The following is a 12,889-nucleotide window of genomic DNA, read 5'->3' as shown; positions in this document are numbered from 1 at the left end:
TCAATTATTTTGTTTTTCCCTAGTTGTACGCTATCGTTAAATCTATAGCAAGTTATAAGTAGGGAGATGAGATAATTGATCGAAACGAAAACATTAGATCAAATTAAATATTCAGTCTTAGATTTAGCTCCTATTATTGAAGGGGCTACTCCGACTGAAGCATTTCAAAATACGAAAGATTTAGCACAGCATGCAGAGAAATGGGGATATAATCGTGTTTGGCTTGCGGAGCACCATAGCATGCCAGGTATTGCTAGTTCAGCAACCTCTGTAGTAATTGGGTATGTAGCTGCAGCTACGCAAAAAATTCGCATCGGATCAGGTGGCATTATGTTGCCAAACCATGCACCTCTTGTTATTGCAGAGCAATTTGGAACGCTTGAAGCAATGTACCCAGGAAGAATTGATTTAGGATTAGGTAGAGCACCAGGAACGGATCAGATAACTGCGATGGCATTGCGACGTGATTCAAGAAGCAGTGGTCACGAGTTTCCTCAGCAATTAGAGGAGCTACGTGGCTATTTAGATGCCAATTCTAAGCACAATAAAGTACGTGCGATTCCAGGAGAAGGACAAAATATACCAATTTGGCTTCTTGGATCAAGTGGTTTTAGTGCCACTTTAGCTGCCCAGTTAGGATTACCTTTTTCATTTGCAAGTCATTTTTCACCGGAAAATACATTACCCGCGCTCGAGAGATATCGTCATTATTTTGAGCCATCAGCCGTATTAGATAAACCATATGCAATGGTCGGTGTTAATGTTGTCGCAGCGGATACAACCGAAGAGGCAAAAATACTTTCTACAACTCATCAACAGCAGTTTTTAAGCCTAATTAGAAATACACCAAGTCAAATCCAACCACCAGTGGAAACGATGGAAGGGATTTTGAATCCACTTGAAAAAGAAAGCATTTTGAATCAATTGAAATCGACCATTATCGGAAATCCTGATGAAGTGAAAGAAAAGCTGCAGGCGTTTTTAGAGGAAACAGGAGCAGACGAAATGATTATTAACTCAACGATATATGACCATAAAGCCCGCTTAAGATCGTATGAAATAGTAGCAGAAGTGACAGGGATGAAATCATAAGGAACAAACCAGATTCTATTACATTTTAGAATCTGGTTTTTTTACGCTTTAATCTAATTTTCTAGGGTATATATAGTAACAGTTAAATATAGTGTAACAAGGGGGAAAGTTCAGTTGATCAAATTTGACAAGATTACGAAAGTATTTGAGGACGGGACAGAAGCATTAAAAGATGTCTCTTTAACCATTCCCAAAGAGCAATTAGTGGCCATTATTGGTCCAAGTGGTTGCGGGAAGACAACATTGATGAAAATGATCAATCGGTTAGAAATTCCGACCTCCGGAGAAGTATATGTAGATGGTAAAGCGGTCTCTTCAGTGAACGCAGTAGGGCTTCGAAAAACAATTGGCTACGTTATTCAACGAATAGGTTTGTTTCCGCATATGTCGATTGAAAGGAATGCATCACTTGTACCAAATCTAAAGGGCTGGACGAAAGAAAAAACAATGGAACGGATTCATGAACTAATGGAGATGGTTGGACTTAACCCTGATCAATATTTATCTAAGTATCCACTAGAGTTAAGTGGTGGTCAACAGCAACGAATAGGGGTTGTAAGAGCATTAGCTGGAAATCCAGATATCGTTTTAATGGATGAGCCGTTTAGCGCCTTAGATCCTATTAGTCGCGAACAACTACAAATGGAAATGAAAAATATACAAAAAAAACTGAAGAAAACAATCGTATTTGTCACACACGATATGGATGAAGCGTTAAAAATAGCAGATACAATTGTTGTCATGAGAAATGGTCAGATTGAGCAAATAGGTACACCTACCGAATTAATAGAAACTCCAATCAATCTTTTTGTTAAACATTTTATAGGTGCGGAACGTATCAATCGAAAAAAATCAGTCGGAAAACGAGAACTACAAGAGTTCATGCCTTTATTTGAACGAAGTCAACAAACTCCTTATTTAGTCGTTGAATCAAACATATTAGTAGAAGAAGCAATAAAATTATTAGAAAACGAAGGAACCGAAAGTTTACTCGTAAAAAAGGGAAAGAAAGAATTAGGTTTTGTGAACCAGTCCATTCTTCTACGTGCGTTGCTTAAAAAGGAAGAGGTGTTGTAAATGCAAACTTTTTTAGACACGATTCAAAGTAGATCTGATTTAATACAGGAGGCATTTTTACAACATATTTATTTATCGTTTATTGCCTTAGCGATAGGCATTGGTATCGCCTTACCTTTAGGGATTTTCGTGGCAAGATATCGAAAATTTGCGGAACCGATTATTGGGGTGACTGCCGTTTTTCAAACAATTCCTAGTCTAGCGTTGTTTGGATTTCTAGTGCCACTCATTGGAATAGGAACGATGACTGCATTGATCGCCTTAATTATTTATGCACTTTTACCTATTTTACGAAATACATATACAGGCATTACAACAATCGATGATTCTATTATTGAAGCAGGGCGTGGAATGGGGATGACGACAAGTCAATTGTTACGGCAGATTGAGTTTCCGCTCGCCTTACCATTTATCATGGCAGGTATTCGAACAGCTACCGTTCTGACGGTTGGAATTGCGACACTTGCGACTTTTGTTGGAGCAGGTGGGTTAGGCGATGTTATTTATAGAGGTTTACAATCATATAATAATGCGCTCGTCTTAGCAGGGGCATTGCCTGTTGCTTTATTAGCCATTTTGTTTGACCTTGCTTTGAAATGGATTGAGAAAAAAGCGACACCAAAAGGATTAAATACAAGGGGATGATGAGGAATGAAGAAAATGTTCGTCATGATTGGGATTGTAGCGGTCGTATTACTAGGTGCTTGTTCGAACTCGGGGGAGACACTCGTAATAAGTGGAAAGCCTTGGACAGAACAATATATATTACCGCAAATTTTAGGTCAATATATTGAAGAGCGTACGGATTATCAAGTGAAGTATAAAGAAGGACTCGGAGAAGTGGCGATAATGACTCCAGCACTTGAGAAAGGTGATATTGACTTATATGTAGAGTACACGGGTACAGGATTAAAGGATGTGCTAAAAGAGTCATCGGAAGTAGGAGAAAGCTCAGAAAATGTGCTAGAACGAGTGAAAAAAGGGTATGAAGAACAGTTTCAAGCAACTTGGTTAAGTCCACTGGGGTTTGAAAATACGTATACATTGGCTTATGCCAAAGACAAAGATTATGACGCAAAGACTTATTCGGATCTTGTGGAAGTCTCTAGGTTTGGTAATATGGTGTTCGGTGCCCCTCATGCTTTTTATGAACGGCAAGGAGATGGATTTGATGACCTAATTAACTCCTATCCCTTCACATTCACGGAAACGAAAAGTCTGGATCCAAACTTGATGTATGAGGCAGTAAAAAATGGGGATGTGGATGTAATTCCAGCTTTTACAACAGATGGGCGTATTGAACGATTTGAATTACAAACAACAACGGATGATTTAGGATTTTTCCCTAAGTATGATGCAGCACCAGTAGTACGTTTAGAGACACTAGAAAAGTTTCCAGAGCTAGAAAAAGTATTAAACGAATTAGCAGGAAAAATTTCGGAAGAGGATATGTTAAAGATGAATGCAAAAGTGGATATTGACGGAAAAAAAGCGGAAGATGTTGCCCATGATTTCTTAGTGGAGAAAGGTTTGATTGATAAATAACTAAAAAAGCACCCGGTTCTAGTTAGAATCGGGTGCAAATTATTTAAATCATAGCTTTAAAATTTAATCGCTTATTTAAAGCAGCAATAAATGGAATACCTACTGCTAATACAACAAATTCACCAATTGCAACTGTTAACCAAAGATATAGGAAAGTATCAGGAATGTCTATGATTGCGAGCTTCAATTCGAATGCAATGATGAACATCATGAATGTGAAGATGAGCGTATTAAAAATCATACGTCCTAGATATCCTTTTATATACCTGGATGCAAAAATAGTGATCGACAAGGTAATGATCGAATGTGCTACCCCAAAAGTTAAGTCATACAAGCCAAGTGGGGAAAATAAATTCGTTACAAATACACCAAGTACAATTCCAAAAACATACTTTTTGTTAAAGACAATCAGATGATTGAACATTTCAGCAATACGAAATTGTACTGCACCAAATGCGAAAGGTGCAATTAGAAGCGAAACCGCAACATATAAAGCTGCAATAATACCACTTATTGCAAGAGTTCTTGTTTTCATTATTCATTTCTCCTTAGTTTTTTTTCGTGGGAGGTTCTCGAACCACGTAATTTGTAATCACAATTGATAATTATATGACAGTCATAGGACATTTGTCAAGGAAAGTTTGAAATTCTTCAAATGGACCGTCTGAATATGAATTTCTCTATGATAAAATAGGAGCAACGTAAAAAAAGGAAGGTATAAAATGAAAAAGATAATATCAGTCATCAGTGCATTTTTGATTTTCGTGACATTTGGTTGCACGATAGAAATGCCAGCACCTAATCAAGAAACGAAAGTAGAAACAAATAACACAACAGAAATGAGCGTTCATTTTATAGACGTTGGGCAAGGGGATTCTATTCTTATTCAATCTCCAGAAGGAAAAAATATGCTTGTCGATGGAGGGAAGAAAGAAGCAGGGAAGGATGTAGTGACTTACTTGCAGCAACAGGGAGTGGAAAAGTTAGATTATGTTGTAGCGACTCATCCCGATGCTGACCATATTGGTGGACTGCTTGCAGTGTTAAATTCCGTAGAGATTAAAAACTTCTTAGATTCTGGAAAAGAGCATACGACCGAGACGTATGAAACAATGTTACAGCTTATTTTGGACAAGCATATCCCGTTTATTGTGCCGAATAAAGGTGATACGATCCATTTAGATTCAAATGTAGAAATTACTGTATTGAATACGGGGGAAGATGCCAAGGATAATAATGAAGCTTCCATTGTGTTAAAGGTACAATATGAGGATGTGTCATTTTTATTAACCGGGGACGCTGATGCTGGTGTGGAGAAAAGCATGATAAACGATTATAACTTGAAGTCTACTGTTTTAAAAGCAGGACATCATGGTTCGGATACGAGTAGCTCGGATGCTTTTATTCGTGCGGTTCAACCGGAAGTAACGATTTTAAGTTATGGAGAAAATAATATATATGGTCATCCTACCCCAGTAGTAGTGACTAGATTGAAAAAAGCGAATTCGGAGATTTATAGCACAGCAGAGTTAGGAAACATTATAGTGACAACAGATGGAAGAGGATATACTGTTTCCAAGGATTATCTTCCTAATGAACAGGGAAATGTAGCGGAAACACCACTTTTTATTTCGGAGAAAGATTTACGGGAAGAAACTGTTGGTATTACAAATCAAGGGGATGGAGTAGTAAATTTAGAGGGATGGCAGTTGGTTTCCGTTGCGGGCAATCAAGTGTATAATTTTCCGAATATATCTATCGAGGCCGGGGAAACCATTTATATTACGAGTGGTCCGAATGCGAAAGAAGACGAACGACATTTGAAATGGACGAATAGACAAATGTGGAATAACGATGGAGATGCAGCACAGTTGTTAAATGAGAAAGGGGTAGTGATGAGTGAACTCAAATAGATACACACTCGATCGAGTAGAAGGAGAGCTCGCAGTGTTTTTAAAATATCCGGGTGAAACAGAAACACTGCATATCCCTATTTCTGAACTAGATGAAGGGATAAAAGAAGGTGATATTGTCCTGATCTCGATTGAGAATGACATATATAAAGTAAAAAGATTAGCAGAAGAAACAGAGAATCAAAGAGAAAAAGTAAGAGGATTATTGGAAAAATTGAAAAATCAGCAAAAGTAAAATTTTCATTAGGACAGTTATGTTACCGGCGCCTGGCACTAGTAACATAACTGTCATTTTTTGATTATAGGGTGTTGTCTCGAAGGAAGTTTTGTACGATATGATGTTCTGGTTCGTATGTTTTGAGTGTATAGCCTTCATTTTGAAGCCATTCTATTATTTGTGGTAGTGCTTTGGTTGTTTGACTACGGTCGTGGAGAAGGATGATGATGTCCTGATCTCCAGATTTATAGGCTTTATCTACACCGACTTTGACGTTTTGGACGATTTTGTTGGCTTCTTTATCGGTGTATTTCCAATCGTTTGAATCAACGTCCCAATCCCATAGTTTGAAACCATTTGCCACTAGCTCATCCTTCATAGCGGTTGTTAAATGTGGTTTACTGCCATAGGGCGTACGGACAAGTTTTGCGTCTTTCCCAGTCATTTTTTTGATCAGTTTCGTCCCTTCAATCATTTCATTTATGAAAGATTTGGAGGAAAGATAAACTTTATTTTTGTCATGTGTCATGCTGTGTGTTCCAATATAATGTCCATCTTTTACGACCGAATTGATAATGGATTCGTTCTTTTTCATAAGATTTCCCAAAAAGAAGAAAGTTGCTTTGGTGTTATATTTTTTTAATATGGAATTATTAATCGCTGTAAATTTGTTAGGACCGTCGTCAAATGTTAAATAGACATTTGCTTTCGATTTGGCTTGAGATGGTTGTTTTTTATTCAGGATTTTGTTTAGATAAATCTCAAAATTCTCATGTGAAATATGAGCCCAGTCTTCCTTGTAGATGCGTTGTGTTTTCTGTTTCTCAAAAGTTTTCACTTTGTATCCTATTTCACTTGCTATATATTTAACACTAATAAAAAGCTTGCCATCGACTTTAACAATTGGTGTCCAGTCGAGTGCTACGCCGTCTTTGGATGTTAGTTGTGAAGTTTCGTTATAACTAATTTCTATCCCATTTTTTCGTATGTAAGTAACGACTTTTTCTATTTCAAAAGGGATATCTAGATGTGCGGCGATTTCTTCCAATGGAACTTTTGTATCTTCATTTATCACTTTGATTTCACTAAAATCGAGCAATTGATCTTGGAATGCGATGTGGGTCACAGGTAATTCAGCTGCTGTTCCAGTGGTTGAACTAAAAATAGTAGAAATAATAAAAACTACGAATATTAGTAACAATTTTCTCATGTTATTGACCACCCTTAATATAGTTTAGAATCTCTTTTTAAAAACTATATGAATTTGGTAATCCATGTATGCTTGTAATAAACTATGAATAAAGAAAGGCAGTTATATTTGCCAAGACAGTCAAATGTAATCGCAATTTAACATCATTAGACAAATTAAATGACTTTGTAAATCTTATAAAAGCATAATGTTTCTGGTGCCAGGCACATGTGACAAACTGAAAGTAGGGATAAAGAGATGGAAGAGGAATTACTGAGAATATTTGATAGAAATAGAAATGCTATAGGGACAGCACCACGCCATGAAGTGCATAAGCTCGGGCATTGGCATGAAACATTTCATTGTTGGTTTATTAGTCGGGAAGAGGAAGTAGATTATATTTATTTGCAAATCCGAAGTGATTCCAAAAAGGATTATCCTGGACTTTTAGATATTACAGCGGCAGGTCATTTATTAGCCAATGAGACGGTGCAAGATGGTGTTAGAGAAGTGAAAGAAGAACTTGGAATCGGCGTTTCGTTTGAGGAGCTAGTTTCGCTTGGGATAATAGATTATTCGGTGACGACAGGGGAACTTATTGATCGAGAGTTAGCAAATGTCTATGTATATAATTGTACTTTAGGTTTTGATGATTTTGCTATTCAAACAGAAGAAGTTTCAGGAGTTGTTCGAGCTAAATTCAAACCATTCTCGGAGCTTTGGTTGGGGGAATTAGAAGAGATTCAAATAGAAGGCTTTGAAATAAATAAAGCAGGAAAAAGAGTTTCATTTAATAAGATCGTAACAAAGAATAACTTTGTGCTACATGAACAGTCTTACTATGAAGCTATAATTCGTGGCATTGATAAAATAATAAGAGCCAGTTACTAAATAGCCTGGCTCTAAAGTCTTTTAAACTTGGAATAAATGAAATTTTATGCCGTATGGATCTGCAATCATTATACTCGTATTTGAAAATTCCTCTGTAATGGTACAGTTGTTACTAAGAAGACTGTTTTTGGTTGACTCGAAATCCTCCACTGCAAATTCAAAAAAAGTATTATTTTCATTACTTTCTTCTAAATAAAAGTTGGTACCGCTTATGGAAAGCTTTGTTTCGTTCTCTAGCGTATTAACTTTCTTCATTCCAATAATGTTTTCATAGAATTCAACTGCTTTTTCAACATTTTTAACGCCTACAGCTATATTATTAGTCAATTGAAAAGCAGAGTGATTGTTGAGCTTTTTCTTTGCAATAACATCACTTGCACCTGACCGGAGTAAATCAAACAAAGGCCATGTAGAACAGAAATCATCACCCGGTCCTAAAGGAGCTTGAGAGTGAAGATAAATATTATTATCCTCATCCTTGTAAAACGTTGAAACACCTGGCATGAGAGAATTACCCTTCTGGAACCCCATATCCGTCGTAAACGAGCTTCCTCTAGTAGAAATCATCGGAAAGTTCCACTTACGCTCTGCTGCAATATTCTCTTGTATAGCAGGGGAATCAGGAGAAGCTAACACAAACCCTGCTTTTTCGATCAAATGATGAAAGACACCATTAAATCCATCTGCCCACATTGTACAATACGAGCAACATTTTCCCATATTATGAATGAGGATAAGCTCATTTTTATTACCAAATAATTCGAGCAAAGTAGTTTTCTGTGGATTAGATTGTTCAAAAGAATAGTTTTTTACTAATTTATCCGGCACTGATTTTCTTAACTCTGTTAGCTGTCCTTTTTTCTCAAGAATTTCTTTTTCAAGTGCTTCAATTTGACTGAGTAAGACTGAATTAGGCATTTGCTATCTAGCTCCTTTGATATTATTTGATTACCTTTATAATTCAATTAACGCAGCCAATTTTCCTTTATTCTTAAGGGCGAAAAATAAAAAGGCAAGTGCTATCATGAAAAATGACTCCCAAAAAAATGTTGGAGTCATTTTTATTCCTATTCTAATATTTTAACTGTCACGTCTTTACGTCCCCATTTATACGCATCGCTCTGGGAGGAGAAGAACACATCAATTTTGTTTCCTTTAATATTTCCTCCCGTATCACCAGCAATAGCATAACCGTATCCTTCCACATGGACTTTTGTCCCAAGCTTAATTACTTTTGGATCTACCGCTATTACTTTGATATCCGGATTCTTTTTCAAGTTAATCCCTGTACTTGTAATCCCAGTACAACCATTGCAATTCGCAGTAAATGCACTTGCGGATACAACAATTTCCTTCACTACTTTATCCTCTGAATTAGAGCGAGAAGGGTTTTTAGTTTTGGATGCTTGATTTGTAGGTGCAATCTTTAGTTCTTGTTTAGGTTGAATAGTATCTGTTTTTAAATTGTTCCATGATTTTAAATTAGAGGTGGAAACATTATACGCTTGCGCAATTTTATATAATGTTTCTCCTTTTTGTACGGTGTGCGTTGTAGATGCGGCCACACCTGATGTTGTCCCGCTAACCAATAGTGCAAATGTGATGATGAGTGTCCCAAGAAATTTTCTCAAATACTCTACTCCTTACTATTTAGTCTAAGCAATATGTTAGCAGTATTGTATTACAGGAATATTACGACAATTTACCAATAGCGTTACAAAGTAGAAAGATAATATTACAAAATACTAAACAAGTGTATTCCAGAGTTATTTGGAGTATGCATAAAAAATCTTTCAAATAGATATTTGAATGCCTCAAAACGCATTTAGTTGATTTTATTTCTTCCACTGAACAATACCTTCGAAAGCTTCTGTTTCGTTTTCATAGCCTTTGTAAAACCAATTTTTACGTTGTTCAGATGTACCGTGCGTAAAGCTTTCTGGAACAACGTAGTCCATTCCCCCGGCATGTTTTACCCATACACCAGAGAAATAGTCTTTTAGACAATAAAAAATGCAATGTTTCCGCTATAATTAGATTAAAAAGGGTGGGAGTCGTTATGATGCTAATAAAACCAAAAATGCTTCAAGCTGGGGATAAAGTTGCTACGATTAGTTTATCTTGGGGAGGGGCAGGGGAACCTAACTTAAAATGGAGATATGAACAAGGAGTTGAACGCCTGGAAAAAGTGTTTGGATTAGAAGTTGTTTCCATGCCAAATAGTTTAAAAGGCGCTAATTATTTATATGAAAACCCTAAAGCCCGGGCAGAGGATTTGATGAATGCTTTTAAGGATCCATCGATTAAAGGAATCATTTCAAATATTGGTGGAAGTGACAGCATTCGTTTACTGCCATATATTGATTTTGATGTCATACGTTCAAATCCGAAAGTGTTCATTGGTTATTCAGATTCCACTGTGACTCATTTATTTTGTCACAAAGCAGGCGTTTCTTCTTTTTATGGTCCTGCCATATTAATGGACTTTGCGGAAAATGTAGAAATGCATGAATACACAGTGGAGGCATTGAAAAAGACTGTATTTGCAAATGACATAATCGGGGAAATAAAACCAGCACTTGAATGGACAAGTGACCGTTTAGAATGGATCGAGGAAAATAAACATACAAAACGAAAGTTATATCCGAATAAGGGCTACGAAGTACTGCAAGGTACTGGATTAGTACACGGAAGATTAATCGGGGGATGTATCGAAGTACTAGAATTTGCGAAAGGGACATCTCTTTGGCCAGAGTCAGCTTATTGGGAAGATAGTATTTTATTTTTCGAGACATCAGAAGATATGCCAGCACCTTCACTGATCGAATATTGGTTACGGAACTACGGTTCGCAAGGAATACTACAAAAAGTGAATGGAATTATTTTTGGTAAGCCCTTAAAAGAAACCTATTATGAAGAGTATAAAGAATCGATCTTAACAATAATGAAAGAATTCGATTTAACGAATTTGCCGATTCTATACAATTTGAACTTTGGTCATACCGAGCCAAAATTTGTGTTGCCATATGGGGCTATGGCAGAAATTGATTGTGTAAATGGAACTTTTTCTATTTTAGAAAGTGGAGTGGAGTAACAAATGTCTTCTTTTATCGTAATAGGAGGAGGAATCTTAGGTGCCTCCACAGCGTATCATTTGGCAAAACAGAATGTGAGAGTTACGCTAATTGATCGACAGGATCTAGGGCAAGCGTCAGCCGCCGCCGCAGGTATTATCTGTCCATGGATCTCACAGCGTCGAAATAAAAAATGGTACGCACTTGTTCGAAATGGCGCGAAATATTATAAACAGCTTGTAAAAGAGCTCGAGGATTTAGGGGAAACTTCGACTGGATACAAACAAGTTGGAGCAATTGCATTACAAAATGATACGAAAAAATTGAAAAAAATGCTTGATCGTGCGAAAGAAAAAAGAGAAGAAGCACCTGAAGTTGGTGAGTTGAAAGTTCTTTCACCCGATGAAACGAGATCCTTATTTCCGCTTATTTCAGAAGACTATTCTTCCTTATATGTCGAAGGGGCTGCGAGGGTGGATGGACGTGCAATGCGAGATGCATTGGTCCGTGCAGCAGAAAAGCTTGGGGCGGAAATAATAGATGGGAATGCACAGTTTTCGGATGGCGTTGTTTTCGTGAATGGAAAACAGCTAGTGGCTGACAAAATAATTTTAACTGCAGGTGCTTGGGGCAATGAAATTCCGTCTAAACTAGGTGTAAATATGAAAGTAAGCTTTCAAAAAGCGCAAATTATGCATTTTCATGTAGAGAATGAGGAAACAGGGGATTGGCCAGTCGTGTTACCCCCAACAAACCAATATTTGCTAGCATTTGAAAATGGCAAAATAGTGGCGGGTTCTACATATGAAGAAGTCGTAGCATATGATCACCATGTTACAGAAGAAGGAAAACGATTATTAGTAGAGAATGCTACGGGCATTGCCAGAACATTGGAAAAAGCGCAAATTCAGGAAGTTCGCGTAGGATTCAGACCGTATACACCAGAGTTTTTACCTGTAATCGGGAATCTACCAGGTTTTGAGTACATATTTTTTGCAAATGGATTAGGAGCTTCTGGATTAACAGCAGGGCCATTTGTCGGTGCCGAGCTCGCTAGACTAGCGCTGGGGCATGAAACTGAATTGGATCTATCTTTGTACGCGCCGATTTAAAAAAATAAATTGATTGAGGAGGTGTGGATGCTGAGCAAGCATTCTATAGTTTACTTTGAAATTGAACGGAAAATAGACTTTTATTATCAAATGCAACAAATTGAAATACAGTATGAACTTCAGTTAAATACGGAAGGAATCACAACAGCACGTCATCAATTTGAGCTTGGGCATGTCCATGATATATCTCATAAATCTTTTTCGTTCGGTGGAGGCATCCTATATTTACATACAAACCAAGGAGTATTTTCTTATAAGATTCAAGATAACCCAACACCTTTAATGCATGCATTCAAATCTTTAAAAGCAGAAAACAAAGCATAGCAACTATTTATTGCAGATGTCAGGCACCTGCAATAGTTTGGCAATAACATTATAATGTAATTTTAATATTTCTACTGAATTTTGTGAATCATGCAACTTATTTTATGTTCATTGAAATAGAAAATTGTCGTGCTATAATGGGAAATATTCAAATAGCAACAACTCGTATAATCGCAGGGATATGGCCTGCAAGTTTCTACCGGCTTACCGTAAATAAGCTGACTATGAGTGGCAATGAAATAATTGGATTATGACCTAGTTGTCATGATTTCTTTTATTTTAATTCGAATTTATAAGCTCGAATGACATTGTTCCACTCCTTGTATGGATGGATATAATGTCTTCGAGCTTTTTTGTTTAGACGAATTGTAATATTAAGTGCAACACCTATAAGTTGAATTAAAAGAAGCCCATAACGACCTCGTGTAAAATGTAGTTACCACACCAACATTTGA

General features: G+C 36.9%; 14 protein-coding genes, 1 pseudogene and 2 riboswitches. Of the genes and pseudogenes, 10 read left to right on the top strand and 5 right to left on the bottom strand.

Going from position 1 to position 12,889, the window contains the following annotated elements; genetic code table 11:
* The first annotated feature begins 75 nt into the window (after nt 1-75).
* The 4 genes from ACIQYS_RS11600 to ACIQYS_RS11585 all read left to right on the top strand — a co-directional run bounded on the left by ACIQYS_RS11600 (nt 76) and on the right by ACIQYS_RS11585 (nt 3,714).
* Complete coding sequence (locus ACIQYS_RS11600; protein ID WP_402979512.1) at nt 76-1,092, top strand: LLM class flavin-dependent oxidoreductase; 1,017 nt, start codon at nt 76-78, stop codon at nt 1,090-1,092.
* Between the two features lie 114 nt (nt 1,093-1,206).
* Nucleotides 1,207-2,169, top strand: a complete 963-nt coding sequence (locus ACIQYS_RS11595; protein ID WP_402979509.1) for an ABC transporter ATP-binding protein — start codon at nt 1,207-1,209, stop codon at nt 2,167-2,169.
* Entirely contained in the window at nt 2,170-2,814 is a 645-nt protein-coding gene (locus ACIQYS_RS11590) for an ABC transporter permease (RefSeq protein WP_402979506.1), read from the top strand.
* Between the two features lie 6 nt (nt 2,815-2,820).
* Nucleotides 2,821-3,714, top strand: a complete 894-nt coding sequence (locus tag ACIQYS_RS11585; protein ID WP_402979502.1) for a glycine betaine ABC transporter substrate-binding protein — start codon at nt 2,821-2,823, stop codon at nt 3,712-3,714.
* Between the two features lie 43 nt (nt 3,715-3,757).
* Here the strand turns inward: ACIQYS_RS11585 and ACIQYS_RS11580 are convergent, their stop codons facing one another.
* Nucleotides 3,758-4,249: a QueT transporter family protein gene (locus ACIQYS_RS11580; protein WP_402979499.1), complete on the bottom strand. Its 492-nt coding sequence runs from the start codon at nt 4,247-4,249 to the stop codon at nt 3,758-3,760.
* 7 nt (nt 4,250-4,256) lie between these two features.
* Nucleotides 4,257-4,301: riboswitch (PreQ1 riboswitch) on the bottom strand.
* 135 nt (nt 4,302-4,436) lie between these two features.
* Between ACIQYS_RS11580 and ACIQYS_RS11575 the strand changes: the two genes are divergently transcribed.
* A complete protein-coding gene (locus ACIQYS_RS11575) occupies nt 4,437-5,627 on the top strand; it encodes an MBL fold metallo-hydrolase (RefSeq protein ID WP_402979496.1) in 1,191 nt (396 codons plus the stop codon).
* Nucleotides 5,614-5,862, top strand: coding sequence for a DUF3006 domain-containing protein (locus ACIQYS_RS11570; protein WP_402979493.1), 249 nt, complete (start codon nt 5,614-5,616; stop codon nt 5,860-5,862). Before ACIQYS_RS11575 ends, ACIQYS_RS11570 begins: the two co-directional genes overlap by 14 nt.
* A gap of 64 nt (nt 5,863-5,926) precedes the next feature.
* Here ACIQYS_RS11570 and ACIQYS_RS11565 read toward each other — a convergent pair whose 3' ends face one another.
* On the bottom strand, nt 5,927-7,054 hold the full coding sequence (locus ACIQYS_RS11565) for a polysaccharide deacetylase family protein (RefSeq protein WP_402979490.1): 1,128 nt from the start codon (nt 7,052-7,054) through the stop codon (nt 5,927-5,929).
* A 237-nt stretch (nt 7,055-7,291) separates the two neighbouring features.
* Between ACIQYS_RS11565 and ACIQYS_RS11560 the strand changes: the two genes are divergently transcribed.
* A complete protein-coding gene (locus ACIQYS_RS11560; RefSeq protein ID WP_402979487.1) occupies nt 7,292-7,924 on the top strand; it encodes an NUDIX hydrolase in 633 nt (210 codons plus the stop codon).
* Nucleotides 7,925-7,945: 21 nt separating this feature from the next.
* Here ACIQYS_RS11560 and ACIQYS_RS11555 read toward each other — a convergent pair whose 3' ends face one another.
* The 3 genes and pseudogenes from ACIQYS_RS11555 to ACIQYS_RS11545 form a co-directional block, all read right to left on the bottom strand.
* Nucleotides 7,946-8,842, bottom strand: coding sequence for a DUF899 family protein (locus ACIQYS_RS11555; RefSeq protein ID WP_402979484.1), 897 nt, complete (start codon nt 8,840-8,842; stop codon nt 7,946-7,948).
* 149 nt (nt 8,843-8,991) lie between these two features.
* Entirely contained in the window at nt 8,992-9,555 is a 564-nt protein-coding gene (locus tag ACIQYS_RS11550; RefSeq protein ID WP_402979481.1) for a 3D domain-containing protein, read from the bottom strand.
* Between the two features lie 204 nt (nt 9,556-9,759).
* Nucleotides 9,760-9,921 (bottom strand): annotated as a pseudogene (locus tag ACIQYS_RS11545) (neutral zinc metallopeptidase); the annotation flags it as partial.
* 65 nt (nt 9,922-9,986) lie between these two features.
* On the opposite strand from ACIQYS_RS11545, the gene ACIQYS_RS11540 reads away from it, so the two are divergent.
* From ACIQYS_RS11540 to ACIQYS_RS11530, 3 genes are read left to right on the top strand one after another with little or no spacing between them, the layout of a single operon-like run.
* Nucleotides 9,987-11,018 carry a S66 family peptidase gene (locus ACIQYS_RS11540; protein ID WP_402979805.1) on the top strand — a complete coding sequence of 344 codons (1,032 nt, stop codon included), beginning with the start codon at nt 9,987-9,989 and terminating at the stop codon, nt 11,016-11,018.
* Nucleotides 11,019-11,021: 3 nt separating this feature from the next.
* Nucleotides 11,022-12,110: an NAD(P)/FAD-dependent oxidoreductase gene (locus tag ACIQYS_RS11535; RefSeq protein WP_402979478.1), complete on the top strand. Its 1,089-nt coding sequence runs from the start codon at nt 11,022-11,024 to the stop codon at nt 12,108-12,110.
* A gap of 27 nt (nt 12,111-12,137) precedes the next feature.
* Entirely contained in the window at nt 12,138-12,434 is a 297-nt protein-coding gene (locus tag ACIQYS_RS11530) for a hypothetical protein (RefSeq protein WP_402979475.1), read from the top strand.
* A 143-nt stretch (nt 12,435-12,577) separates the two neighbouring features.
* Nucleotides 12,578-12,679: riboswitch (purine riboswitch) on the top strand.
* The last annotated feature ends 210 nt before the right edge of the window (nt 12,680-12,889 follow it).

Source organism: Psychrobacillus sp. NPDC096426, assembly GCF_044762745.1.
Lineage (GTDB): Bacteria > Bacillota > Bacilli > Bacillales_A > Planococcaceae > Psychrobacillus.
The sequence above is the reverse complement of the archived record's forward strand: the minus strand, read 5'-3'. Positions and strand labels throughout refer to the sequence as shown.

What these genes read in the sequence shown, in the direction of transcription:
- ACIQYS_RS11540 (WP_402979805.1), top strand. Translation starts at nt 9,987, where the DNA reads ATGCTAATAAAACCAAAAATGCTTCAAGCTGGGGATAAAGTTGCTACG.
- ACIQYS_RS11590 (WP_402979506.1), top strand. Translation starts at nt 2,170, where the DNA reads ATGCAAACTTTTTTAGACACGATTCAAAGTAGATCTGATTTAATACAG.
- ACIQYS_RS11580 (WP_402979499.1), bottom strand. Translation starts at nt 4,249, where the DNA reads ATGAAAACAAGAACTCTTGCAATAAGTGGTATTATTGCAGCTTTATAT.
- ACIQYS_RS11530 (WP_402979475.1), top strand. Translation starts at nt 12,138, where the DNA reads ATGCTGAGCAAGCATTCTATAGTTTACTTTGAAATTGAACGGAAAATA.
- ACIQYS_RS11565 (WP_402979490.1), bottom strand. Translation starts at nt 7,054, where the DNA reads ATGAGAAAATTGTTACTAATATTCGTAGTTTTTATTATTTCTACTATT.
- ACIQYS_RS11560 (WP_402979487.1), top strand. Translation starts at nt 7,292, where the DNA reads ATGGAAGAGGAATTACTGAGAATATTTGATAGAAATAGAAATGCTATA.
- ACIQYS_RS11585 (WP_402979502.1), top strand. Translation starts at nt 2,821, where the DNA reads ATGAAGAAAATGTTCGTCATGATTGGGATTGTAGCGGTCGTATTACTA.
- ACIQYS_RS11535 (WP_402979478.1), top strand. Translation starts at nt 11,022, where the DNA reads ATGTCTTCTTTTATCGTAATAGGAGGAGGAATCTTAGGTGCCTCCACA.
- ACIQYS_RS11575 (WP_402979496.1), top strand. Translation starts at nt 4,437, where the DNA reads ATGAAAAAGATAATATCAGTCATCAGTGCATTTTTGATTTTCGTGACA.
- ACIQYS_RS11555 (WP_402979484.1), bottom strand. Translation starts at nt 8,842, where the DNA reads ATGCCTAATTCAGTCTTACTCAGTCAAATTGAAGCACTTGAAAAAGAA.